This is a genomic window from Kaistia defluvii (genome assembly GCF_040548815.1).
Lineage (GTDB): Bacteria > Pseudomonadota > Alphaproteobacteria > Rhizobiales > Kaistiaceae > Kaistia > Kaistia defluvii_A.
In genome coordinates this window covers 1887397-1912374 of the sequence record NZ_JBEPSM010000001.1, presented here as the reverse complement: position 1 = coordinate 1912374, position 24978 = coordinate 1887397, and the positions used below count along the sequence as shown (strand labels likewise).

The following is a 24978-nucleotide window of genomic DNA, read 5'->3' as shown; positions in this document are numbered from 1 at the left end:
TTAGAAAGAGTGATTTGTTGACCGCCCGGTCGACGCTCTATCTAGGCATCACAACATGCTGACGAATCTGGTGATTCCTGGTTGGCCGTTCTCCTGGTCCAGGGATCAGACAGGTGCGGAACAGCAGGGGGCGGACCACAGAGCAGTCGCAGATTTTGACAAGCTCTCTCGGGGCGATTTGATGGCTAAACGACAAGGCCTGCACCAGACCACTCTGCGCGACCGCGTGGTGGTATCTGGAATTGGCGTTCATAGCGGCAAGCCCGTGGCAATGTCCCTCAATCCGGCCGAGGCCGATACGGGCATTGTATTCCACCGCATCGATGCCGGCGACGGTCACCCGATCCATGCGCGGATCGACCACCTGCACGCCACCGATTCCTGCACCACCGTTGCGTTCGCCGGCGTCTCCGTCGCGACCATCGAACATCTGCTCGCGACCTTCAACGGCCTTGGCGTCGACAATGTCGTCGTCGAGATCGACGCGGCCGAAGTGCCGATGATGGATGGCAGCGCCGCAGCCTTCGTCGACCTGATCGACCAGACCGAGATCGTCACACTTTCGGCGCCGCGCCGCTTCGTCAAGGTTCTGAAGCCGGTCCGCATCGAGCATGCCGGTGGCTTCTCCGAGCTGCTGCCCTTCGATGGTCGCCGCTTCGAGATCGACATCGATTTTGAATCGCCGCTGATCGGCCGCCAGGCCTTCGTCGTCGACCTCGATCCCACGGTGTTCCGCCGCGATCTCGCCCGCGCCCGTACGTTCGGCTTCCTGAAGGATGTCGAGTTCTACTGGTCGCGCGGCCTCGCGCTCGGCTCCTCGCTCGACAACACGGTCGTGCTGGGCGACGACAAGGTGATCAACCCGGAAGGTCTCCGTTTCGCGGACGAGTTCGTGCGTCACAAGACGCTCGACGCCGTCGGCGATCTGGCCCTGGCCGGCGCGCCGATCCTGGGCGCCTACCGCTCCTATCGCGGCGGTCACCGGATGAACGCCAAGATCGTCGAGACGCTGCTGGCTGATTCGGATGCCTGGACCTTCGTCGAGGCGCCTTCGGTGCCGAAGCGCGACATTGTCCACGACCAGATGCCCGTCCGCTTGCCCGCGGCGGCCTTTGGGCCGGACAAGTCCTAGGCTGCAAAAGCAGCAAATTCCCCACAGATCGGATATTTCTATCACCCCTCGCATCTCCGCCACGAAATTGCGGCAATGGGTTGCGAGGGCTGGTGGCGTCATCGTGCTGTTTCCGATACAGAAGCTGCACCGCTTTGCCCCATCGAAAGAGGCGATGCCGGCTCACGCCGGTTCGATGTGTGAATGAACGTAGTTAGCTCGATCCGCCCGTCGACCTTTGCCGCTTTTGGCCGGTTCGGCTCCGTCACCCTGCGTGCCGCCGCGCTCTGCGCGCTCGTGGCCGTCGCTGGTTGCTCTCTGACCAAGGACGACGACACTGTAGACGAGCCCGATGTCCCGGCCGGCCAGATGTACAATCAGGGCCTGACCCTGATGCAGAATGGCAAGCTGAAGGCCGCGGCGAAGCAGTTCGAGCAGGTCGATCAGCAGCACCCCTATACGGAATGGGCGCGCAAGGCGCTGATCATGACGGCGTTCACGAATTACCGTCTGGGCAACTATGACGACGCCGTGAACGCATCGCGCCGCTACATCTCGCTCTATCCGGCAAGCCCGGATGCGGGCTACGCGCAGTACATTATCGGCCAGTCCTACTTCAAGCAGATCCCGGAAGTGACGCGCGACCAGGACGCGACCAAGAAGGCGATCGCCGCCATGCAGGAGGTGGTCGACAAGTACCCGACCTCCGAATATGTCGACGACGCTCAGAAGGCGATCGTCGTGGCGCGCGACCAGCTGGCCGGCAAGGAAATGCAGGTCGGCCGCTACTATCTCGAGCGCAAGGAATATCCGGCCGCGATCAACCGCTTCAAGCTGGTCGTGACCGATTACGCGAACACCCGTCACGTCGAGGAAGCGCTCTATCGCCTGACCGCGGCCTATTACGCGATGGGCATCGTTCCGGAGGCGCAGACCGCCGCCGCGGTTCTGGGTCACAACTTCCCGAACTCGCAGTGGTACAAGGACGCCTATTCGCTTCTCCAGACGGGCGGCGTTTCGCCGTCGGAGAGCAAGGGCTCCTGGATCAGCCGCGCCTTCCGTTCCGTCACGGGCTAGCAGGGGACAGGGCGCGCCATGCTCGCCGCGCTCGCAATCCGCGACATCGTTCTCATCGATCGGCTCGAGATCGACTTCTCGCGCGGTCTCACGGTGCTGACCGGCGAGACCGGCGCGGGCAAGTCGATCCTGCTCGACGCGCTCTCGCTCGCCCTTGGCGGGCGAGGGGACGGGGCCCTGGTCCGCCAGGGCGCCAGCCAGGGCCAGGTGACCGCCGTCTTCGACGTGCCGTCCGGCCATCCCGCGCGGACGCTGCTCGGCAGCAACTCCATCGATCATGACGGCGACATCATCCTTCGGCGGGTGCAGACCGGCGACGGGCGGACGCGTGCCTTCGTCAACGACCAGCCGGTCAGCGTCGCGCTGCTGCGAGACGTCGGCGCGTCGCTCGTCGAGATCCACGGCCAGCATGACGACCGCGCGCTGATCGACCCGGCGATCCATCGCCGGCTGCTCGACGCATTTGGCGGGCTGGATCCCGAGGCTGTCGCGGTCGCCGAGGCGTTCCGCGCCTGGCGGTCTGCCGAGAGCGAGGTCGCGGCCCTGCGCCGTCGGATCGCCTCGGCGCGGTCGGAGGGCGACTATCTCCGCGCCTCGGTCGAGGAACTCTCCAAGCTCTCGCCGCAGCCCGGCGAGGAGACGGAACTCGCCCAGCGCCGCCACACCATGATGCAGGCGGAGAAGATCGCGGGCGATCTGTCCGATGCGCATGACACGATCGCCGGCCACACCTCGCCGATCCCCAACCTCGCCAGCCTCGCGCGCCGGCTGGAGCGCAAGCGCGACCAGGCCGGGGGGTTGCTCGACGGCGTCGTCGAGGCGATCGACAGCGCCATCAACGCTCTGGAAGAGGCGGAGACGATCCTGACGCGTTCGATGCGCGACAGCGAATTCGATCCGAATGAACTGGAGCGCACCGAGGAGCGCCTGTTCGCGCTGCGCGGTGCCGCCCGCAAGCATGATGTCGCGGTGGAAAATCTCGCCGCCCTGCGCGACCGCATGGTGGCGGATCTTGCCGCGCTCGATTCCGGCGAGGAGCGGCTCGCGGCGCTGGAAGCGGCTGCCGAGGCTGCCTGCCGGACCTATGATGCGCTGGCCGCGGCCTTGTCTGCCCGTCGTCGCGCCGTCGCCGAAGAACTCGAGACGCGCGTGGCGGAAGAACTGCCGGCGCTGAAGCTGGAACGCGCCGCCTTCATCGTCTCGATCGAAACGGATGCGGAAGAACGCAGCGACGCCGGCATCGATATCGTGAATTTCTTTGTCCGCACCAATCCGGGCACCCGGCCGGGGCCGATGATGAAGGTCGCCTCGGGTGGCGAGCTTTCCCGCTTCCTGCTGGCGATCAAGGTGGCGCTGGCGGATCGCGGCTCGGCGCCGACCCTGGTCTTCGACGAGATCGACACGGGTGTCGGCGGCGCGGTGGCCGAAGCCATCGGCAGGCGGCTTTCGCGTCTGGCCGAGCGCGTGCAGGTGCTTTCCGTTACCCATGCGCCGCAGGTCGCGGCGCGGGCCGGCAATCACCTTCGCATCGCCAAGGATGGCGTGGCCGGAGAGGACCGCGTGGCAACCGGCGTGACGCCGCTGCTCGGCGAAGAGCGGCGCGAGGAAATCGCCCGCATGCTGGCCGGCAGCGTCATCACCGACGCCGCGCGCGCCGCGGCCCAGCAACTCATCCACGGCAACGCCTGATCAACCCTCAGGCGGCACGGCGCTCGCCGCGCCGCCTGGCTTGGTCGATCAGTGCAGGGGACGGATGTTCTGGTTCACCCGGAACAGGTTGTCCGGATCGTATTTCGACTTCACCGCCATCAGGCGATCGTAGTTGGGACCATAGGTCGCCTTTAGCCGGGCGTCGCCTTCGTCATCCATCATGAAGTTTACATAGCCGCCATCCTTGTTGTGCGGATGCACGGCCTGCCAGTAGCTCTTGGTCCAGCGGCTGATCGGCCCGGCCTGTTGCGGGTTCGGATCGATGCCGGCGATCACCATGGACCAGCGGGCGTCGCGGGCGCTCCAGGCCGTCTCGTCCTTGCCGACCCGGTGCACGGCGCCGTCGATCGGATAGAGGTGCATCAGCGACAGCATGCTCGGCGTGTCCGCCGCCTGGGTGAGGTGCGCGTCGATCGCGGCGTCCGTGAGTTCGCCGACAAAATCGCCCTTCCAGTACCACTGCATGCCGGTCGGCATCAGCGGGTCGAACAGGCTTTGCAGCGCGGGGAAGGGCATCATGCTCATCCAGTTGACGAGCGGCGGCGGGACGCCTTCCAGGAAGGGTTTCATCGCCGCCACGCCCTCTTCTTGTGGCCCGTTATAGCTGGAGATGAGCGCGCAGATGCGCTTGCCCCAATGCTCGCGCGGGAAGGGATCGGCGGAGGGCATGGTTTTCAGGCCGAAGAAGGCGCCGAGCCGTTCGGGCGCTGACGGCAGCTTGTCGCGATAGCGCCGCATGACGGCGGCCGCGTCCTTCTGGTCCCAGAAGATGGGGCCGCCATAGACCATGTTCACCGGATGGGCCTTGAACAGGAAGCTGGTCACGACGCCGAAATTGCCGCCGCCGCCGCGCAAGGCCCAGAACAGGTCGGGTCGCTCGGATTTGTTGGCGGTGACGAAGCTTCCATCGGCCAGGACGACATCGGCCTCGAGCAGGTTGTCGATGGTGAGGCCGAACTGGCGGGTGAGGTAGCCGGTGCCGCCGCCGAGCGTCAGCCCGGCGATGCCGGTGGTCGAGACGATCCCGGCCGGGACGGCGAGGCCGAAGGCGTGCGTCGCATGGTCGACGTCGCCCTGGGTGCAGCCGGGGCCGACCCGAACGGTCGCGGCCTCGGGATCGACGCGGACGCCTTTCATCTGGGACAGGTCGATGACCAGACCATCATCGCAACTGGCGAGACCGGGTCCGTTATGGCCGCCGCCGCGTATGGCGATCAGCAATTTGTGATCGCGGCCAAAGTTGACCGCCTCGATCACGTCGGCGACGTCCGTGCAGCGCGCGATCATCCGCGGCTTCTTGTCGATCATCCCGTTGTAGAGCTTGCGGACGTCGTCGTATTCGGGGCTGTCGCGGTCGATGACCGGGCCGCGAATTTTGCTGGCGAGTTCAACGGCTTCCTGATTGGGCATGGCCTTACCTCCGCTGGTCTGCGTCTGCCGCATCTCGGGAGTGCCCGCCGCATGGTACGATAATGTGCCGCCCGCGACCATATCGCTCCGCGAGCATACGACATCGGGGGCGGATCTCGGGCCGCTTCCGGGCCTTCCTGGCGCCGGGCGACGTTAATCATAAGGTTGCCTTTGGAGTGAGGATGGATTAGGGATGAGGCTGATCTCGCGTCTCCTGTGACCTGTGTCACGGCCACGCCACATATTTCCGCCTAGTTGAATACCCTCGCAAGGATCGTTTCAGGCCAGCGCCATGCTGCCTCCGGCGCTTCGTTGCACTCGCGCAGGCCATTTCGCCTGCCGACGTCCCGTTTGGAAACTTGCTATGTCCGTCTTGTCCGTGGGCGCTTCCGAGCGTCCAGCCCGTGAGCCGTCTTTCGCCGAATTCGTCGTCATCATCGCCTTCATGATGGCGCTTGGCTCGATGTCGATCGACAATCTGCTGCCTGCCTTCGGCCACATCCAGCGTGATTTCGGCCTCACCTCGGCGAACGAGGTTCAGCTGATCCTGAGCGTCTACATGGCCGGCTTCGCCATCATGCAGCTGTTCTACGGGCCGGCATCCGACATCATCGGCCGCCGTCCGACGCTGATGATCGGGCTGGTGGTCTTCTCGATCGGCAGCGTGATCGCGCTGTTCGCGCCGAATTTCGAACTGATGCTGGTCGGACGTCTCGTCCAGGGCATGGGTGCGGCGGCGACGCGCATTCTTTCCGTGGCGATCGTGCGCGACCGGTATGAAGGCCGCGAAATGGCGCGGGTGATGTCGTTCACGATGATGATCTTCATCATCGTGCCGGTGTTCGCGCCGGCGATCGGCAGCCTGTTCCTGCTGTTCGGCTCCTGGCACGCGATCTTCGTCAGCATGCTGGTGATGGCCGTGGGCATCGCCATCTGGTTCGGCCGCCGCATGCCGGAAACGCTGCATCCCGAATACCGGATGCCGTTCTCGGTCTCGCGTATCGGCAACGGCATGAAGCGCTGCCTGCACGAGCGCGCGACGGTCGGCTATTCGACGGCGATCGGCCTGATGTTCGGTGGCCTGATGGCCTATATCGCGTCGTCGCAGCAGATCTTCGAGACGGAGGTCTATGGCCTCGGCACGATGTTCCCGCTCGTCTTCGGCATGATCGCCGCCGTGATGGGCATCGCCTCCTTCGTAAACATCCGCCTGGTCCGCCGGCTCGGCATGCGCCGCATTTCGCATGCCGGCGTCTGCGGCCATGTGCTGATGTCGCTGGTCATGGTCGGCATGGCCTATTGGTTCGACGGCAAGCCGCCGCTGATCCTGTTCGCGCTCAACCTTGCCGCCTGCCAGTTCCTGTTCAGCCTGACGATGCCGAACTTCAACACGATGGCGATGGAGCCGCTCGGCGAGATCGCCGGCACGGCCTCGTCGATGATCGGCTTCTACACGACGATCCTCGGCACCATCGTGGGCACGATCATCGGACAGGCCTTCAACGGCACGGTTCTACCGCTGGCGACGGGCTTCCTGCTTACCGGCGTGCTGAGCCTGATCGTGGTGATCTGGACGGAGCGGGGCCGGCTGTTCGCGCCGCATCATCCCGATCCGGCGGCCGTGATCGACGTCGGCCACTAATGACGGCTGGCAAGGGGCTGTTGGCGAAAGCCAATCCCCCTTGCGAGCCCATCGGCGGCGCGGCATAGCTTTTCCCTGAATGGGAGTTCTGCCATGCCGTCGGATAGCCTGCGCGACATACCGGTCGAGACGCTGAAGCCGGATCAGGCGTTCGAGGAGCATGCGCTCCTCAGCACCGAGATCGCCGAAAACGACATCCGCTATCATCAGGAAGACGCGCCGACGATCTCGGATGCGGACTATGACGCTCTGCGTCGCCGCCTCAACGCGATCGAGGCCCGCTTTCCGGAACTCATCTCGGCAGCCAGCACGTCGGTCGGCGCCGCCCCTTCCGCGAAGTTCGCCAAGGTGCCGCATGTCGTGCCGATGCTCTCGCTCGACAACGCCTTCGACGATCAGGACGTTATCGACTTCATCGACCGCGCCCGGCGCTTCCTGAAGATCGACGCGGCCGACGCCATTCCCTTCACGGCCGAGCCGAAGATCGACGGGCTGTCGCTATCGCTGCGCTATGAGGGTGGCAAGCTGGTCACGGCGGCAACGCGCGGCGACGGCTTCGAGGGCGAAAACGTCACCGCCAATGCCCGCACCATCACCGATATCCCGAACAAGCTTCCCGCCGGCGTGCCCGAGATCGTCGAGATCCGCGGCGAATGCTACATGGCGCATGCCGATTTCCAGGCGCTGAACGCGCGCATGGCGGCGGCGGGCGGCGGCAAGACCTTTGCCAATCCGCGCAACGCCGCGGCGGGTTCGCTGCGCCAGCTCGATTCCAAGATCACGGCCGCGCGGCCGCTGCGCTTCTTCGCCTATGCCTGGGGCGAGATGAGCGCCATGCCGGCCGAGACGCAGATGGGCATGGTCGAGGCCTTCGCCGCCTGGGGCCTGCCGACTAATCCGCGCATGACGCTGTGCACCAGCGTCGAGGAGGCGCTCGCCTTCTATCACGGGCTGGAAATGGATCGTGCCGGCCTCGGCTACGACATTGACGGCGTCGTCTACAAGGTGAACGCGCTCTCTCTGCAGAACCGCCTCGGCTTCGTCTCGCGCAGCCCACGCTGGGCGATCGCGCACAAGTTTGCGGCCGAGCAGGCGGTGACCGTCCTCAACGGCATCGACATCCAGGTCGGCCGCACGGGCGCGCTGACCCCTGTGGCGAAGCTGGAGCCGATCACGGTCGGCGGCGTCGTGGTCGCCAACGCGACCTTGCACAACGAGGATTACATCAAGGGCATTGGCGGCGACGGATTGCCGATCCGCGACGGCGTCGACATCCGCGTCGGCGACACGGTCGTGATCCAGCGCGCCGGCGACGTCATTCCGCAGATCGTTTCGGTCGTGCTGGAGAAGCGGCCGGCCGATGCCGTGCCCTATCAGTTTCCGACGGTTTGCCCGGTTTGCGGCAGCCATGCGGTGCGCGAGGAGGACGAGGCGGTCCGGCGCTGCACCGGCGGCCTGATCTGCGCCGCGCAGGCGGTCGAGCGCATCCGCCACTTCGTCTCGCGCAATGCCTTCGATATCGAGGGGCTCGGCGAGAAGCAGGTCCAGGCCTTCTATGAATGGGGGCTGATCAAGGAGCCGGCCGACATCTTCACGCTGGAAGCACGCGACGCGGGCCAGTTGCAGCGATTGAAGAACCGAGAAGGCTATGGCGAGACCTCGGCGCGCAACCTGTTCGCCGCGATTAACGAGCGGCGCAGCATCGCGCTCAATCGCTTCATCTTCGCGCTCGGCATCCGCCATGTCGGCGAGACCAATGCCAAGCGCTTCGCCCGCCATTTCGGCACGGTCGAGGCGTTCCGCGATACGGCGCTGGCGGCCCGGCCGCCGGGACCGGAGCTTCTGAAGGGCAATGACGCCTGGATCGAGATGATCGGAATCGAAGGGGTAGGAAGCGTCGTGGCCGAGGCCGTGGTCGACTTCTTCGACGAGCCGCACAATCGCGATGCCTTCGCCCGCCTGCTGGAGCAGGTAACGCCGCAGCCTTTGGAAGCCGCCAGAACCGACAGCCCCGTCGCGGGGAAAACGGTCGTCTTCACGGGAACACTGGTGCGGATGACCCGCGAGGAGGCCAAGGCGATGGCCGAGCGCCTGGGCGCCAAGGTAGCGGGCTCGGTGTCGAAGAAGACGGACCTGCTGGTAGCCGGGCCCGGCGCCGGCTCGAAGCTCAAATCCGCGGCCGAGAATGGCGTCGAGGTGATCGACGAAGACGGGTGGTTCGCCCTGGTCGGCGCCAACTGAGTCGACAAAAAAGAGGCCCGCCCTTGCGGGCAGGCCTCTGATCCTGCGTCTTCTTGGGTCTTACGGCGTCGCAGGAGCCGTTTCAGGTGCCGGCGTTGCGGGAGCCGGGGTCGCGGGTTCCGGTGCCATAGGAGCCGGCGTGGTCGCTGCCGGCGGCGTCATCGGATCCGCGGCCGGGACGGTGGCGTCCGGGGTGGCGGGGGTCGATGTCACGCTCGACGATTCCTGCTGCGCGGCGGTCTTGAATTCCGGTGCCGCGTTGAGCTCATCCTTGGTGGTCTTGAGGATCAGCTTCTGGGTGTTGTCGGCCTTGACCCGCTCGAGGGTGCTCGGCGATACCGCGACATCCTTGCGGCCGATGCCGAGGAAGCCGCCAACGCCGATCACCACGGCTTTCACCTGGCCATCGTCGGTCGCGAGAATATCGACGATCTTGCCGAGGTTTTCGTCGGTGCCGCTATAGACGGTCGATCCCATCAGCGTCGAAGCGAGCCAGTCGGTGCTGCCATCTTCGAGCACGATGAAACGTCCGGCCGGCGCGCCGGCTTCGGTTGTGGTGGTCGCGGCCGGGGTCGTGGTGGCAGGCGTGGATGCGTCCTGCGCCAGCGCGGGGCCAGCAGCAAGGAGAGCGACCAGGGCGGTTGTCGGAAATAGCATCTTCATGGTCGTAACTCCGTGTTTTATCTAGCCAATTGAGCTTGGGCTCGATCGGACAACGGAGTGCGGCGGGTCACGTTCCATCACGAAGCCTATCACATTGATATGTTTCGTGATGGAACGGAGGGCTCGGTCTATGCGCCCAGAGGTTGCGTCGACGCGAGCAGGAAGGCCAGATCGTCGCCTTCGAGCGACGGGGCCAGGGTCTCGCGAACCCGCGCATGGTAGGCATCCAGCCAGGCCCGCTCGGCCGGGCTGAGCAGCGCGACCTCGATTAAATTGCGGTCGATCGGCGCCAGCGTGATCGTCTCGAAGCCCAGCATTTCGCGGTCACCGCCGGCAATCGGCTCAGGCGGCGTGACGACGATCAGGTTCTCGATGCGGATGCCATAGGCGCCGGTCTTGTAGTAGCCGGGCTCGTTCGAAAGGATCATGCCGGGTTCGGGCGGCAGGTGGCCTGCCTTGGAGATCCGCACCGGGCCTTCATGCACCGAGAGGAACACGCCGACGCCATGGCCGGTGCCATGGTCATAATCGAGGCCGGCCTGCCAGAGAGCGTGGCGGGCCAGCGTGTCGAGCTGCGCGCCGGTCGTGCCCTGCGGAAAGCGTGCCGTCGCCAGTGCGATATGGCCCTTCAGAACGCGGGTGAAGCGATCGCGCATCTCTGCCGTCGGCGTGCCAATGGCGATGGTCCGGGTGATGTCGGTGGTGCCGTCGCGATATTGCGCGCCGGAATCGACCAGGTAGAGCGTACCGCTTTCGATGGGGCGATCGGTGCTCTCATTGACCCGGTAGTGCACGATGGCGCCGTCCGGGCCGGCGCCGGAGATGGTATCGAAGGAAATCTCCAGCAGCGGCATGTCATCCGCCGCGCCCGCTTCGGCCCGGAACTGCTCGAGCTTCCGGGCGACGCTGATTTCCGTTTCGCGGCCGTTGGCGCCGTTCTGGTCGAGCCAGGCGAGGAAGCGGGTCATCGCCGCGCCGTCGCGCCGGTGCGCCCGGCGCGTGCCGTCCAGTTCCACGGCGTTCTTGCGCGCCTTCGGCAGCACGACGGGATCGGCACCCTCGACCAGAACGCCCTTGGCGTCGGTGAGCGTCTTGGCGAACAGAGCCGGGGTGGACTGCGGATCAACCAGCACCCGCCGGCCTTCGGTGCCCAACTGGGCGAGATCGGTCAGGAAGGCGCGCTCTTCCTTGATGTCGGCCCGTTCGGAAAGCTGGTCGCGCACCGCGTTGGAAAGCTTGCGGCCATCGACATAAAGGATCGGCCGTTCGTCGCGGCGCAGCAGCGCATAGGAAAGCACGACGGGGTTATGCGGCACGTCGGCGCCGCGGATGTTGAAGGTCCAGGCGATGGAGTCGGATTGCGCAAGGATCGCGGCGTCGACACCCTTGTCGGCCAGCACTTCCTGCATCCGGCGGATCTTCGAGTCGGCCGTCTCGCCGGCCAGTTCATCCGGCTGCGGCATGACCTGCGAGAGGGGCGGGAGAGGGCGGTCGGCCCAGATCGCGTCAACAGGGTTTTCATCGAGCGCCACGAAGGTCGCGCCGGCTCCCTGGCAGACCGCCTCGAAGCGCCGAGCTTCCGCGAGCGTCAGCAGGCGCGGGTCGTAGCCGATCCGGTCGCCCTGGGAGAGCTTGCCCTTCAGCCATTGGTGCGGCGGATGGCCAATCAGGTCTTCCGGCGTGAAATCGTTGACGTCGACCTGGTCGCGTACCTGAAGCGTGTAGCGGCCATCGACGAAGACGGCGGCCTCGCCGGCGAGGACGACGGCGGCGCCGGCCGAGCCGGTGAAGCCCGTCAGCCAGGCGAGCCGTTCCGACGCGGCGGGGATGTATTCGCCCTGATATTCATCGGCATGCGGGACGACAAAACCCTGCAGACCCGCGCGCGCGAGCTGGGCGCGCAGCGCGACCAGCCGGTCGCGGATCGGATGGGCGCGGCTGGGGGCGTCGAAATTCTGGAACATGCGCAGGGGCCTTCTCACGCGAGAACAATGGGGCGACCCTAGCGAGGCCCCTTGCCGACTGCAATTCCATCACACTCCGTGTTTGCGGCGCGGCGCAAATACGGCAGCATCTTGTGCGTTGCAAAAACCGCATGTCTGTCATTCCGTTACAGCTGTACCTTCACGTCAGCGTGAGGGCTATAAGGACGATGGTTAAGGGACGCATAGGGCGTCTCCACTCAAAGGAATTGATCATGTTGACTGCAGCATTTGGCGAGTTCGGCGTTGCCCCGGCTGGAAGCCGCGGCCATGGCGTCGTACGGCGCGCTGTGGCTCGCATGACCCATACGCGCGACCGGCAGATGCCGCGCTTCGTGAATGGCTACCAGCTCTCGCTCGACGACGCCTCGCTCGCCACGTTTGGCTATGACCGCGAGACCTTCGAGCGCGGCGCGATGGGCTCGGTCGTCTAAGCGACCTCTGCCCCGACCGTTGTGAGCGGTCTGCCTTTTGAAAATCCGCGACAGCCCGTCGCGGATTTTCTGCTTTTTGCGGGGTGATTCCGCCTTTTCCGAAGCCTATGGTCCAGCGATCACAACCCAAGCTGGTCATCATGCTTCAGGATCGAATCCGCCGCCCCTCGCTTCTCGACAAGGTCATGTCGCCGGCCGAGGCCGCCCTGTTCATTCGCGACGGGATGACCGTCGGCATGAGCGGCTTCACCCGGGCAGGGGACGCCAAGGCCGTGCCGCTGGCGCTGGCCGAGCGCGCCGCCACCGAGCCCTTCGGCATCACGCTGATCACCGGCGCGTCGCTCGGCAACGGCATCGACGAGGTGCTTACCCGCTCGCATGTGCTGAAGCGCCGCCTGCCGTTCCAGTCCGATCGCGTGCTGCGCGCCGCCCTGAACCGGGGCGAGGTGATGTTCATCGACCAGCATCTCTCCGAGACGGTCGAACTGCTGCGCTCGCGCCAGATGGGGCCGATCGATGTCGCGGTCGTTGAGGCGGTGGCGATCACGCGCGAGGGCGGCATCATCCCGACGACCTCGGTCGGCAATTCCGCCACCTTCGCGATCCTGGCCGAAAAGGTGATCATCGAGCTCAATATCGGCCAGCCGGCCGAGCTCGAGGGCCTGCACGACATCTACATTCCGACCCGCCGCCCGCATCGCGAACCGATCCCGATCGTCTCGCCGGATAGCCGCGTCGGCCTGCCCTTCATCCAGATCGATCCCGACAAGATCGCTGCCATCGTCATCACCGAGCGTCAGGACAGCTCTGCCGAGACGACCGCGCCCGATGACGAGACGCGGGCGATTGCCGGCCATCTGATCGAGTTCCTGAGCCATGAAGTGCGCAAGGGCCGGCTGACCGAGACGCTGGCGCCGCTGCAGGCCGGTATCGGCTCGATCGCCAACGCCGTGCTGCACGGGCTGATCGACAGTCCGTTCCACGATTACACCATGTATAGCGAGGTGCTTCAGGACAGCACGTTCGACTTGTTCGACTCCGGCAAGCTCGCCTTCGCCTCGGGCTCGTCGATCACGCTGTCAGCGGCCTGCCAGGCGCGCGTGATGCCGGATCTGCGCCACTACAAGAGCCGGCTGGTGCTGCGGCCGCAGGAGGTCTCGAACCATCCGGAAGTGCTGCGGCGCCTCGGCGTCATCGCCATCAATACCGCGCTCGAATGCGACATCTACGGCAATGTGAACTCGACCCATGTCGGCGGCACGCACATGATGAACGGCATTGGCGGCTCCGGCGATTTCGCCCGCAACGCCTATATGGGCATCTTCGTCACCAAGTCGCTGGCCAAGGATGGCTCGATTTCGCGCATCGTGCCGATGGTGCCGCATGTCGATCACAACGAGCATGACGTCGACGTGGTCGTGACCGAGATCGGGCTGGCCGATTTGCGCGGCCTCGCCCCGCGGGAACGGGCCGAGGTGATCATCGCCAACTGCATCCATCCAAGCTATCGCGAGCTGGCGGCCGACTATTATCGCCGCGCCGTCCGCGATCATGGCGGCCAGACCCCGCATCTGCTGGCGGAGGCCTATTCATGGCACCTGCGCCAGGAAGCGACGGGGTCGATGCTTCCCTAGGGTCTACAAGACCCTCACCCCAGCCCTCTCCCGCAAGCGGGCGAGGGGGAGCGCCTGCGTACGCATAGGGCGGTCAGGAACCCCATCGCGTCAAACTCCGGCGTCATCCCGGGCATGACCCGGGATCCATTCAGCCGCGCTTTGGGGAGGTTCGTCCGTATGAACTCCCGGCTGCATGGATCCTCGCTTTCGCGAGGATGACGGCGAGCGTGGGGTCGCGCCGCGCCTGTTTGTCGGCAGTTCGCCTGCCGCCTGCCGACTACCGGCGAACGTCTGCTGCCCCTACCGCTCCAGCGTGAGCGTCAGCCAGCCTTCCTGTTCGCCCTGGCGCACCAGCTTCATGCCTTCGGCTTCGTAGGCGGCGGTGACGCCGGGGCCCTGGGCTACCAGCAGGCCGGACAGCACCACGGTCGCCTGCGGCGCCAGATGCTGGACGATTTCCGGCGCCAGCGCGATCAGCGGACCAGCGAGGATGTTGGCGACCACCAGGTCGAACGGCGCGCGCGCCGCCATCACCGGATTGCCGAAGCCCTCGGCCGTCGCCGCCTCGATCTTGTCGCCGACGCCGTTGAGCGCGGCATTCTCGGCCGTGACGCGGGTGGCGATCGGGTCGATGTCGGTGGCAAGCACCGGCTTCTCCCAGGCCTTGGCGATGGCGATGGCCAGCACGCCCGTGCCGGTGCCGAGGTCGAGGATGCTCTTGTAGTCGTGGATCTTGCCGAGCCGGTCGATTTCCTCCAGGCAGCCCGCCGTCGTGCCGTGATGGCCGGTGCCAAAGGCCTCGCCCGCTTCGATCTCGATGGCGATGTCGCCGGGCTGGATCCTGTCGCGGTCGTGGCTGCCATGCACGAGGAAGCGCCCGGCGCGAACCGGCTTCAGCCCTTCGAGCGATTTGGCGACCCAGTCTTCGTCGGGCAATTCGGCGACGGTGAAGGCGCCGGCATCGGGGCCGAGCGCCTGGGCGACCACGCGGGCCAGCGCCACCTCATCCGGCGCATCCTCGAAGTAGACATCGACGGTCCAGCTCTGGTCCGCCTGTTCCGTGGTGGCGGCAGAGGGGTAGCCGAGATCGTCATCCTCGCCGATCGCCTCGATGAGACGGATCGCGTCGGATTCCTTGGCGAGGTTGAGGGAGGCGATGAGGGTCAAGTTGGCAACCTTGTCTGGCGGGGGCGGAGATGCTTCATAGCCGCCCCGAGATCGAATGGGTGCATGCTTCATGGCCGAAACCGAAATCCGCGTCGATCCTTTTCCGACGCATCCCGACCTCGATCGGCTGTGGCAGGCCGCCTGGGGGCATCCCGGGCCGCGCGATCCGCAGGCGATCCTGTCGCGCAGCCTGGTCCATCTCGGCGCCTATTCAGGCTCGCAACTGGTCGGCTTCGTCAACGTCGCCTGGGATGGCGGCATCCATGCCTTCCTGCTCGACCCCTGCGTGGATCCCGGCCACCGGCGCCTCGGGCTCGGCACGCAACTGGTGCGCCGCGCGGCCGAAATGGCGTCCGATCGCGGCGCCCTCTGGCTGCACGTCGACTTCGAGCCGCATCTCGCCGGCTTCTACCGCGCGTGTGGCTTCCGCCCGACGGAGGCCGGGCTGATGCGGCTCGTTGCCGGCCTGTAGAGCAAGGCGAATTTCGGCTGGAGCTGGCATTCACCTCTCCCCAAGGGAGAGGTGAGGAACGGCAGCGAACCTCCAAGCCCGATGTCGCGCCCTAACCCTTGCTTACGAAGCTGTCGACGACCTTCTTGGCGCCGGTCTTCTCGAAATCGACGGTCAGCTTGTTGCCTTCGATCTCGATGATCGCGCCATAGCCGAACTTCTGATGGAAGACGCGCTCGCCGAGCGCGTATTTCGAGTTGGTGCCGCTCGATTTCGCCACCAGCTCGCCCTCGATCTGGCGCGGGGCGGAGCGGGCATGCGCCTGGGCGGAGCCCTTGTTCGCCTGGGCGCGCTGCCAGCCGGGCGTCGAATAGGTGTTGCTGAACGAGTCGGCGCGGTCGAAGCGGCTGGCGCCGTAATTGCCGACGCCGCCGACATTGTAGCCGCCATAGCTCGACGTCTGCTCGATCACCTCGACATGCTTCTCCGGCAATTCGTCCAGGAAGCGCGACGGCACGTTGGACTGCCAGAGGCCATGGATGCGGCGGTTCGAGGAGAACCAGATCATCGCCCGCTGCTTGGCGCGGGTGATGCCGACATAGGCGAGGCGGCGTTCTTCCTCGAGGCCGGCGCGACCGCTCTCGTCCAGCGCGCGCTGGTGCGGGAACAGGCCTTCCTCCCAGCCGGGAAGGAACACGGTCTCGAATTCCAGCCCCTTGGCCGAATGCAGCGTCATGATCGAGACGGCATCCTGGTTCTCGGCGCGGTCGGTGTCGGTGACGAGGGCGATGTGCTCGAGGAAGCCGGGGAGGGATTCGAATTCCTCCATCGAGCGGATCAGTTCCTTCAGGTTTTCCAGCCGCCCCGGCGCATCGGCCGAGCGGTCCTGCTGCCACATCTCGGTGTAGCCGCTCTCCTCCAGGATCATCTCCGCCAACTCGCCATGCTTCATGGCGGCGAGCTTCGAGCGCCAGAGCTCGAATGAGGCCAGCAGTTCGCGCAGCGCGCCGCGCGTCTTCGGCTTGATCTCCTCGGTATGCACCAGTTCATCGGCCGCCTGGATGATCGGGATCTGGCGGGCGCGGGCGTGGTCGTAGAGCAGGCGCACGGTGGTGTCGCCGATGCCGCGCTTCGGCACGTTGACGATGCGTTCGAAGGCGAGGTCGTCGGACGGCTGCACGACGACTCGGAAATAGGCGAGGGCATCGCGGATTTCCTGCCGCTCATAGAAGCGCGGGCCGCCGATGACGCGATAGTTGAGGCCGAGCGTGACGAAGCGGTCTTCGAAGGAGCGCATCTGGAACGAGGCGCGGACAAGGATCGCCATGTCGTTGAGCTTGTGGCCCTGGCGCTGCAGCGCCTCGATCTCCTCGCCGACGGCTCGGGCTTCCTCTTCCGAATCCCAGGAGGAAGCGACGCGAACGCGGGCGGCGTCCGGATCGACGGCGTCGGTGAACAGCGTCTTGCCGAGCCGGCCTTCATTGTGGGTGATCAGATGCGAGGCGGCGCCGAGGATATGCGAGGTCGAGCGGTAATTGCGCTCGAGCTTGATCACGACGGCGCCGGGAAAATCCTTCTCGAAGCGCAGGATGTTGTCGACCTCGGCGCCGCGCCAGCCATAGATCGACTGGTCGTCGTCGCCGACGCAGCAGATGTTCTTGCGGCCCTGCGCCAGCAGGCGCAGCCAGAGATATTGCGCGACGTTGGTGTCCTGATACTCGTCGACCAGCATGTAGTGGAAGCGCTGGTGATAATCCTTGAGCACGTCGGGGTGCTCGCGGAACAGGCGCAGGTTTTCCAGCAGCAGATCGCCGAAATCGCAGGCGTTCAGCATCTTCAGCCGGTCCTGATAGGCCTGGTAGAGCTTGATGCCCCGGCCATCGGCGAACGAGCCGCCATCGCCGGGCGGCACGTCCTTCGGCGACAGGCCGCGGTTCTTCCAGCTGTCGATCAGGTTGGCGAGCTGGCGCGCCGGCCAGCGCTTCTCGTCTATGCCCTCGGCCTGGATCACCTGCTTCATCAGGCGGATCTGGTCGTCGGTGTCGAGAATGGTGAAATCCGAACGCAGCCCGACCAGTTCGGCATGGCGGCGCAGGATCTTGACGCCGATGGCGTGGAAGGTGCCAAGCCAGTTCATGCCCTCGACCGAGGGGCCGATCAGTTCGCCGATGCGGTGGCGCATCTCGCGCGCCGCCTTGTTGGTGAAGGTGACCGCCAAAATCTGGCTCGGGAACGCCTTCTGGGTGGCGAGCAGATGCGCGATGCGGGTCGTGAGCACGCGCGTCTTGCCCGTGCCGGCGCCGGCGAGCACCAGCACCGGTCCCTCCGTCGTCTCGACAGCCAGGCGCTGCTCGGGATTGAGGCGTGCGAGATAGTCGGGCGGCGCCGCCTTGCCGAGCGCACGCGCAGCAATGCCGCCGGGACGCGGGACGGGCGCGGAACTGTCGAAGGGAGCGGTCATATGCGGGGCGGTCGATTCGAAGAACTATACATGAGAACAAATATGGACCGTGGCAGCCGTCCATTCCAGCTTTCGTACAGAAGGAGAACGCGCCTGTCCAAGCGCGAGGCCGCCTTTTTCCGCTCCGGCGCGGTTTGCGGGGGCGGCATGGGCGCGCTACCTATGGGCAGGAGAAACAGGAGTGCGACCCATGCAAGCGGCCATTTACGAGCGTTTCGGCGATCCGACCGAGGTTCTGGTGACCGGCGAGCGGCCGACGCCGGAGCCCGGCCCCGGCGAGATCCGCGTCCGCATGACGCTGTCGCCCATTCATAACCACGATCTTTGGACCATTCGCGGCACCTATGGCTACAAGCCGGTCCTGCCGGCGATCGGCGGCAGCGAGGCGGTCGGCGTCGTCGAGGCGCAGGGCGCGGACGTAACGGTGCCGGCCATCGGCCAGCGCGTCGTTGTCGCGGGTGTGCTGGGTGCCTGGGCTGAAAGCTTCGTGGCCAAGGCCGCCTCGGCGGTGCCGCTGCCGGACGCGATCGACGACGACACGGGCTGCCAGCTGATCGCGATGCCGCTCAGTTCGCTGATGCTGCTGGAAGACCTGCAGATCGGCAGCGGCCAGTGGATGATCCAGAACGCGGCCAATGGCGCGGTCGGCAAGATTGTTGCCATGCTGGCCAAGGCGCGCGGGATCAAGGTCGTGGGGCTGGTCCGGCGCGACGAGGGCATTGCCGAACTCGCGGCGCTCGGCGTCGACAACGTCGTCTCCACAGAAAGCGCCGGCTGGGAGGATCGTGTTCGGGCGCTGGTCGGCAGCGGGTCGATCCTGCGGGCGGTCGATTCCGTCGGCGGCGAGGAGGGCGGCCGGCTCACCAGCCTCCTGGCCGAGGGCGGAATGCTGATGTCCTTCGGCGCGATGTCGAACAAGCCGCTGGTGATCAGCTCCGGCGACCTTATCTTCCGGCAGGTGTCCGTGAAGGGGTTCTGGGGCGCACGGCGCATGCAGTCGACCGACAAGGTCGAAATGGGGCGCCTGATCGGCGAACTGGTCCGGCTGGCGGCCTCCGGCGAGCTCCGATTGACCGTCGACGAAAGATTCGCCCTCACGGAGGCGGCCGCGGCCGCCGCTGCCAGCGATCGGCCCGGCCGGTCGGGCAAGATCGCCATCCGGGGTTCGGTGTGACGAACCGGCTGGTAGGCTATTCCGAGTCGGGCCACTGCGCCGTGTGAAACCGTCGATTTCGGCGCAGGGCAGGGCGCGAAAGCGGCAGGAAGTCTTTGGCGTGGCAGCATGGTTTTGCTAGGTTGCGCGCACCATGGCGAGCGAGCCATGAAATCGTTCGGGAGGCTTTTCAGTATGGTAGTTTCGGCGCTGCGCCATGATGATGCGCGTGACGAAGTGGCGCTCGCCACGGCGCTCAATCTTCTGCAGGAGCGCTTCGGCTCGCGCTTTACGCGCGGGCTCGAGGTCCGGCGCCAGCATGCCAATACGACCACCTGGCTCCCGAACGAACCGGCCGATGCGGTGGTGTTCGCCACGTCGACGGAGGAAGTCTCCGAGATCGTGAAGATCTGCGCCGCGCACCGCGTGCCGATCATCCCCTTCGGCACCGGCACCTCGCTGGAAGGCCATGTCAACGCGCCGTTCGGCGGCGTGTCGATCGACCTGTCGCAGATGAACAAGATCGTCGCGGTGCATGCCGAGGATCTCGACTGCACGGTCGAGGCGGGCGTCACGCGCATCCAGCTCAACAATTACATCCGCGACCAGGGCCTCTTCTTCCCGATCGATCCCGGCGCCGATGCCAGCCTTGGCGGCATGGCGGCGACGCGCGCTTCCGGCACCAATGCCGTGCGCTATGGCACGATGCGGGAGAACGTCGTCCGTTTGACGGCCGTCATGGCCGATGGCTCGATCCTCCGCACCGGCAGCCGCGCCAAGAAGAGCTCGGCCGGCTATGACCTGACCCGCCTGCTGGTCGGCTCGGAAGGGACGCTCGGCATCATCACCGAGGTGACGGTACGCCTGCATGGCCTGCCGGAATCGGTCGCCGCCGGCGTCTGCTCGTTCCCGACCGTGGAGGACGCCTGCAACGCGGCGATCCTGACGATCCAGAGCGGCATCCCGATCGCCCGCGTCGAGCTCGGCGACGCCATGATGATCCGCGCCACCAACGAGTTCGCCAAGCTCGGCCTGCCCGAGACGCCGCATCTGTTCCTCGAGTTCCACGGCTCGCCGGCCTCGGTGCTGGAACAGTCGGAGCAGTTCGCCGCGATCGCGCAGGAATTCAACGGCGGCGAATTCGCCTCGGCGACGCGTCCGGAGGACCGCACCAAGCTCTGGCAGGCGCGGCACGATTCCTATTTCGCCGTGAAGGGGCTTCGGCCCGGCGACACCATCCAGAGCGTCTCGACCGACGTCTGCGTGCCGATCTCGATGCTGGCCGAATGCGTGGCCGAAACCAGCGCCGATATCGCGGCCAATGGCTTGATCGGGCCGGTCGTCGGCCATGTCGGTGACGGCAATTTTCACACCCAGCTGCTGATCGACATCACCAATCCGGAAGAGATCGCTAAGGCGGAAGCCGTGATCAGCCGGATGAACGAGCGGGCCATCGCGCTTGACGGCACCTGCACCGGCGAACATGGCGTCGGCCAGGGCAAGCGCAAATATCTCGTCAAGGAGCATGGCCACGGTCTCGACATCATGCGAGTGATCAAGGCGGCGCTGGACCCGCTCGGGATCCTCAATCCGGGCAAGATCCTGCCCGATGCATGACGTGGCATAGCGGAGGCTGAGCTGAACAGGCTGTATCTGATCATCGGGGGCATCATCATCGCCGTTCTCGTATCGGCGCTGGTGATCCCTTGGTTCGTGGACTGGAATGCCTTCCGTTCGACCTTCGAGCGTGAGGCAGAGAAGATCCTTGGCCAGCCGGTGACCGTGGCAGGCACGGCCGATGCCTCCCTGCTGCCGATGCCTTCGCTCGTCTTCACCGATGTTCGGGTCGGCGGCACCCCCGGCGAGCCGATGATGAAGATCGACCGGTTCGCTGTCCGGATCGAGCTGATCCCCCTGATCACAGGCACGTTCAAGGTCGTCGACATGGCGATCACCCGGCCGAGCCTGCAGGTGACGGTCGGAGCCGATGGCACGCCCGACTGGCTGCGCCGCTCGGAGGCGTCCAAGACGCTCGATCCCGATGCCGTGACGCTGGAAAAGGTCGATATTTCAGACGGTTCGATCGACTATCGCGACCTGCGCACCGGTCGTTCGGTATTGCTGACCGGCATCAATGCGGCCGTCGATGCGCGCTCGCTGCTGGGGCCCTGGAAGGTCGAGGGCGGCCTCGTCGCCGATGGCGTGCCGTCTACCTTCCGGATCGCGACCGGCCGGCGCGATGACGATCATACGATCCGCGTCAAGCTGGAGGCCAACCCGGCCAATATGCCGATCGCCGTCTCGGCCGAGGGTCCGCTCGGTCTCGACGACAAGGGCCTGACCTGGGCCGGCAATTTCACGCTGGCGCATGTCGAGGACGATGACGGCACGCCGGCGGGCAAGAAGCCGTCGCTCGGATGGCGGGCGTCCGGCAGCTACGATCTCCGCCCGGAACAGTTGCGGCTGCCGGCCTTCACGCTGTCGCAGGGACCGGCGGACCGGCCCTACAGCCTGACGGGCGCGGCTTCCGTCGATCTCGGCAAGGCCATGCGCTTCGACGCTGTGCTGAAGGCGCGCCAGCTCGATCTCGACCGCTCGATCGGCAAGGGGCCGAACGAGCCGGCCAGCGTCGACCTCGCGTCGCAGGCGATCGTGACGGGGCTCGCCGGAATTCCGGTGCCGACCATTCCGGGCCGGGTCGGCTTCGACATTCCCGGCATCGTCATCGGCGGTTCGGTGATCCAGAACCTGCGTTTCGACGCGGTCACTGCCGAGAATGGCTGGAAGATCGAGGAGCTGGGAGCAGACCTGCCGGGGCGTACCCGCCTCGCGGCCGATGGCGTCATCACGACTTCACCCAAGGCGACGTTTGACGGCGCCGTGCGGCTGGTGTCGGATCAGCCCTCGACCTTCGCCGCCTGGTGGCGGGGCGGCAAGGTGGCGGCGATGCCGCAGCTTCGCGCCTTCGAGATGAACGGCCAGCTGCACCTTGGGCCGGGCTCGTTCGGCGTCTCCGGCATGACGGCGCAGATGCAGAACTCGGACCTGCGCGGCAACCTCGCCTGGCAGCAGGCCTCCTCGACCGGCCGGCGCAACCTTACCGTTGACCTGACAGCGGACCGCCTCGACTACAACCAGCTTGCGGCGCTGACCGAGCTGTTTGCAGGGCAAAGCCTCAACCACACCGGTGGTCTGGCCGATGATTTTCAGATCAAGCTTGCGACGGAATCCCTCGATATCGACGATGTCACGCTGGAAAAGGTCGTCGTCGACGGCAGCCTTTCGAGCGGCGTCCTGGTGGCCAGGAAGCTTTCGATCGGCAATGTCGCGGGCGCCGCGATCACGGCCAGCGGTCGCGTGGCGGATCTCGCCGGGGCGCCGAACGGCCAGCTCTCCGTTTCGATCGACGCATCGGACCTGACCGGCGCATCGACCCTCGTCGAACGGCTGGTGCCGGCAACCGGCATCGCGCGCTGGTTCAAGAGCGCCGCGCCTCTGCTCGGCCCGGCGATCCTCGATTCGGTCATCAGCGCCCGCGCCCAGGACGGCATCACGCACGCCAATCTGACGGTGAACGGTACGGCCGGCGGCACCGCGATCGACATGGCGCTCGGCTTCAAGGGAACGCCGGCGGCATGGCGCGATGGCGAGCTCAAGGTTTCGGCCGCCGTGGACAGCGCCGACGCCGGGCATCTGCTGCGCCAGCTCGGCTATCAGGCGCTGCCGCTCGACAAGCCCGGCCGCGCGCGGATCGCGGTGGAGACGGTCGACGGAGGCGGAACGCTGGCCGACGGCGTGGCCGCCTCGATCAAAGGCGAATTCGCGGGCCTCTCCTATGTGAGCGACGGCAAGATCGGTATTGATGATGCGGGTCTGCCGAATTTCCAGGGCACGGTCACGGCGAACAGCGCCGACGCCACGCCGGCTCTGTCGCTGGCCGGACTGGGCCTGCCGGGCATTGCCGAGAAGCTGCCGCTGGAGGCGGCGACGTCGCTCGACATCAAGGATGGCAGCGCAACGCTTTCCTTCCGCGATGCCCGCCTCGGCGGCGCTTATTCGAGCGGCATGATCGACTTCGGCCGCGATGCCGGCCGCTGGAAGCTGAAGGGCGACGTGGCGGTCGACGAGGCGGATCTGGCGCTGGTCACCGCGCTCGGCCTCGGGCTGCCGCCGGATCTCCTGAGCAACACGGAAAGCGTCTGGTCGAAGACCACCTTCGGGCGCCCGGTGATCGAGGGCTTCGACGCGAGCTTCCGGATTTCCGCCGATCGGCTTTCGATCAGCGACAATCTAGTCGTCACCAATGCGGCGGTTGAATCGAGCTTCTCCGGCGACCGGACGGAAGTGCGGCTGACGAATGGCGATTTTGCCGGCGGCAAGGCGACCGGCTCGCTGTCTATCGTCAATCCCGAAGGCGACGCCGCCATCTCCGGGCAGCTTTCGGTCAAGGGCGCGGCGCTCGCCGACGTCGTCTGGCAGCGCGACGGGCGGTCGGTCGCCGACGGCACGTTCGACTTCTCCGGCCAGTTCGACGGCAGCGGCCGCTCGGTCTCCGGCGTCGTCTCCTCGCTTGCCGGCGGCGGTTCGCTGTCGATCGGGCAGGGTTCGGCCCGCTTCGTCAATCCGGAGGCGTTTGGCGCCGTGATCCGCGCCTCGAATGCCGGCCGCGAGATCGGCGAGGCGGAACTGCGCAAGCTGTTCGCGGGCTATCTCGATGCCGGCACGCTGGCTTTCGAGCGCGTCGAGGGCGCGTTCTCGATCGCCGCCGGCACGATCCGCGCGCAAAATCTCAACGTCGTCAGCAAGAGCGCGACGATGGTGGGCGGCGCGACGATCGACCTGAACGCAGACACGATTGACAGCCAGTGGACCCTCACGATCGATCCGGGCGAGGATCGGGTGAGCGGGGCGATCCCGCAGGTGGGGCTCGTCTTCTCCGGGCCGCTGGATGCGCCGACGCGGCGCATCGATGTGGCGCCGCTCGCCGGCTTCCTGTCGGTGCGCGCCTTCGAGCGCGAAGTCGAGCGGATCGAGAAGCTGCAGGCCGAGATCCTGGAAAAGGAAAAGCTCAACCGTCTGGTTCGCTTTGCCCGCGAGGACGACCAGCGCCGGTCGGATGCTGCCCGCAAGGCGGAGGAGGCCAGGCTGGCCGCCGAGGCGGCTGCCAAGCAGGCTGCGAAGAAGGCCGCGGCGGAGGCCGCCGCCGCCAAGAAGGCAGCCGAGGCTGCGCGCAAGGCCGAGGCGCAGCGCCAAGAGCGTGCGCGCCGGGCCGCCGAGGCCGAGCAGCGCCAGCAGCTCGATTTCACCAACGGGATCGAATCCCTGCTGCGCGATGTTCCGCCGACTCCGCCGGGCCGGGCTGTGCCACCGGCCGATAGCGGCGCGCCGATGCGGCTGACGCCGCCGGAATCTATTCCGAACTGATGGGCGCCTGGTCTGTCGGCGTGATGGCCTCGAGCCGCGCCTGATACCAGGCGAGCACGGCGAGGCGGATGGCGGAGGAGAGGTTGGTCTCGGCCGCGCGTTCGCCGTCAATCGTGGCGATCAGGCCGGCCAGGCTCTGGCCGCGCTCCGTGGCGAGCCCGCGCAGCGCCAGCCAGAACGGCTCCTCGATCGAGATCGACGTCTGGTGGCCGGCAATCGAGACCGAACGCTTCTTCATGCCGGTGTGGGATCTTCCTCGTCGTCACGGCGATGGTTGTCGACGTGATGCCGGGCCTTTTCGGCCGAGATCCTGTCCAGCGCCTTCTGGGCGCGGGTGCGGCCGAAGCGGACGCGGTTTTCCTCGGCCGTCGCAGCCTTCTCGGCGCGGGCTTTTTCCTTGCGGAGGCGGTTCAGATTGATGATTTCTGCCGTCATG

General features: G+C 66.3%; 18 protein-coding genes. 11 read left to right on the top strand and 7 right to left on the bottom strand.

Features of this window, described 5'->3' with window-relative positions; all coding sequences use genetic code 11:
- Positions 1-181 precede the first annotated feature (181 nt).
- The 3 genes from lpxC (at position 182) to recN (ending at position 3877) form a co-directional block, all read left to right on the top strand.
- Complete coding sequence (gene lpxC, locus ABIE08_RS09045; RefSeq protein ID WP_354550405.1) at positions 182-1132, top strand: UDP-3-O-acyl-N-acetylglucosamine deacetylase; 951 nt, start codon at positions 182-184, stop codon at positions 1130-1132.
- 183 nt (positions 1133-1315) lie between these two features.
- Positions 1316-2188 carry an outer membrane protein assembly factor BamD gene (locus ABIE08_RS09040; RefSeq protein ID WP_354550403.1) on the top strand — a complete coding sequence of 291 codons (873 nt, stop codon included), beginning with the start codon at positions 1316-1318 and terminating at the stop codon, positions 2186-2188.
- 18 nt (positions 2189-2206) lie between these two features.
- Complete coding sequence (recN, locus tag ABIE08_RS09035; RefSeq protein ID WP_354550402.1) at positions 2207-3877, top strand: DNA repair protein RecN; 1671 nt, start codon at positions 2207-2209, stop codon at positions 3875-3877.
- A 48-nt stretch (positions 3878-3925) separates the two neighbouring features.
- Here recN and ABIE08_RS09030 read toward each other — a convergent pair whose 3' ends face one another.
- Positions 3926-5308 (bottom strand): FAD-binding oxidoreductase, encoded by a 1383-nt coding sequence (locus ABIE08_RS09030; RefSeq protein WP_354550401.1) that lies wholly within the window; start codon positions 5306-5308, stop codon positions 3926-3928.
- Positions 5309-5672: 364 nt separating this feature from the next.
- On the opposite strand from ABIE08_RS09030, the gene ABIE08_RS09025 reads away from it, so the two are divergent.
- Both ABIE08_RS09025 and ligA read left to right on the top strand, forming a co-directional pair.
- On the top strand, positions 5673-6950 hold the full coding sequence (locus ABIE08_RS09025; RefSeq protein WP_354550399.1) for a multidrug effflux MFS transporter: 1278 nt from the start codon (positions 5673-5675) through the stop codon (positions 6948-6950).
- Positions 6951-7043: 93 nt separating this feature from the next.
- Positions 7044-9191: an NAD-dependent DNA ligase LigA gene (ligA, locus tag ABIE08_RS09020; protein ID WP_354550398.1), complete on the top strand. Its 2148-nt coding sequence runs from the start codon at positions 7044-7046 to the stop codon at positions 9189-9191.
- Between the two features lie 60 nt (positions 9192-9251).
- Here the strand turns inward: ligA and ABIE08_RS09015 are convergent, their stop codons facing one another.
- Both ABIE08_RS09015 and ABIE08_RS09010 read right to left on the bottom strand, forming a co-directional pair.
- Positions 9252-9854 carry a PRC-barrel domain-containing protein gene (locus ABIE08_RS09015; protein WP_354550397.1) on the bottom strand — a complete coding sequence of 201 codons (603 nt, stop codon included), beginning with the start codon at positions 9852-9854 and terminating at the stop codon, positions 9252-9254.
- A gap of 128 nt (positions 9855-9982) precedes the next feature.
- On the bottom strand, positions 9983-11818 hold the full coding sequence (locus tag ABIE08_RS09010; protein ID WP_354550395.1) for an aminopeptidase P family protein: 1836 nt from the start codon (positions 11816-11818) through the stop codon (positions 9983-9985).
- A gap of 233 nt (positions 11819-12051) precedes the next feature.
- Here ABIE08_RS09010 and ABIE08_RS09005 point away from each other — a divergent pair, with 233 nt between their 5' ends.
- Both ABIE08_RS09005 and ABIE08_RS09000 read left to right on the top strand, forming a co-directional pair.
- Positions 12052-12270: a hypothetical protein gene (locus ABIE08_RS09005; RefSeq protein WP_266329538.1), complete on the top strand. Its 219-nt coding sequence runs from the start codon at positions 12052-12054 to the stop codon at positions 12268-12270.
- A gap of 140 nt (positions 12271-12410) precedes the next feature.
- Positions 12411-13904 carry an acetyl-CoA hydrolase/transferase family protein gene (locus ABIE08_RS09000; protein ID WP_354550394.1) on the top strand — a complete coding sequence of 498 codons (1494 nt, stop codon included), beginning with the start codon at positions 12411-12413 and terminating at the stop codon, positions 13902-13904.
- 282 nt (positions 13905-14186) lie between these two features.
- On the opposite strand, the gene ABIE08_RS08995 is transcribed toward ABIE08_RS09000, so the two are convergent.
- Entirely contained in the window at positions 14187-15125 is a 939-nt protein-coding gene (locus ABIE08_RS08995; RefSeq protein WP_354550393.1) for a 50S ribosomal protein L11 methyltransferase, read from the bottom strand.
- On the opposite strand from ABIE08_RS08995, the gene ABIE08_RS08990 reads away from it, so the two are divergent.
- Positions 15124-15525, top strand: coding sequence for a GNAT family N-acetyltransferase (locus tag ABIE08_RS08990; RefSeq protein WP_354550391.1), 402 nt, complete (start codon positions 15124-15126; stop codon positions 15523-15525). The genes ABIE08_RS08995 and ABIE08_RS08990 overlap by 2 nt on opposite strands.
- 91 nt (positions 15526-15616) lie before the next feature.
- Here the strand turns inward: ABIE08_RS08990 and ABIE08_RS08985 are convergent, their stop codons facing one another.
- Positions 15617-17965 carry an ATP-dependent helicase gene (locus ABIE08_RS08985; RefSeq protein ID WP_354550390.1) on the bottom strand — a complete coding sequence of 783 codons (2349 nt, stop codon included), beginning with the start codon at positions 17963-17965 and terminating at the stop codon, positions 15617-15619.
- Positions 17966-18155: 190 nt separating this feature from the next.
- On the opposite strand from ABIE08_RS08985, the gene ABIE08_RS08980 reads away from it, so the two are divergent.
- The 3 genes from ABIE08_RS08980 (at position 18156) to ABIE08_RS08970 (ending at position 24542) form a co-directional block, all read left to right on the top strand.
- On the top strand, positions 18156-19139 hold the full coding sequence (locus tag ABIE08_RS08980; protein WP_354550389.1) for a zinc-binding dehydrogenase: 984 nt from the start codon (positions 18156-18158) through the stop codon (positions 19137-19139).
- A gap of 174 nt (positions 19140-19313) precedes the next feature.
- Entirely contained in the window at positions 19314-20735 is a 1422-nt protein-coding gene (locus ABIE08_RS08975) for an FAD-binding oxidoreductase (RefSeq protein ID WP_354550387.1), read from the top strand.
- 6 nt (positions 20736-20741) lie between these two features.
- Positions 20742-24542 (top strand): AsmA family protein, encoded by a 3801-nt coding sequence (locus tag ABIE08_RS08970; protein ID WP_354551634.1) that lies wholly within the window; start codon positions 20742-20744, stop codon positions 24540-24542.
- On the opposite strand, the gene ABIE08_RS08965 is transcribed toward ABIE08_RS08970, so the two are convergent.
- Positions 24529-24780: a ribbon-helix-helix domain-containing protein gene (locus ABIE08_RS08965; protein ID WP_354550386.1), complete on the bottom strand. Its 252-nt coding sequence runs from the start codon at positions 24778-24780 to the stop codon at positions 24529-24531. The two genes, ABIE08_RS08970 and ABIE08_RS08965, sit on opposite strands and share 14 nt — an antisense overlap.
- On the bottom strand, positions 24777-24977 hold the full coding sequence (locus tag ABIE08_RS08960) for a DUF4169 family protein (protein ID WP_354550385.1): 201 nt from the start codon (positions 24975-24977) through the stop codon (positions 24777-24779). The genes ABIE08_RS08965 and ABIE08_RS08960 overlap by 4 nt, the downstream gene beginning before the upstream one ends.
- Between the last annotated feature and the right edge of the window lies 1 nt (position 24978).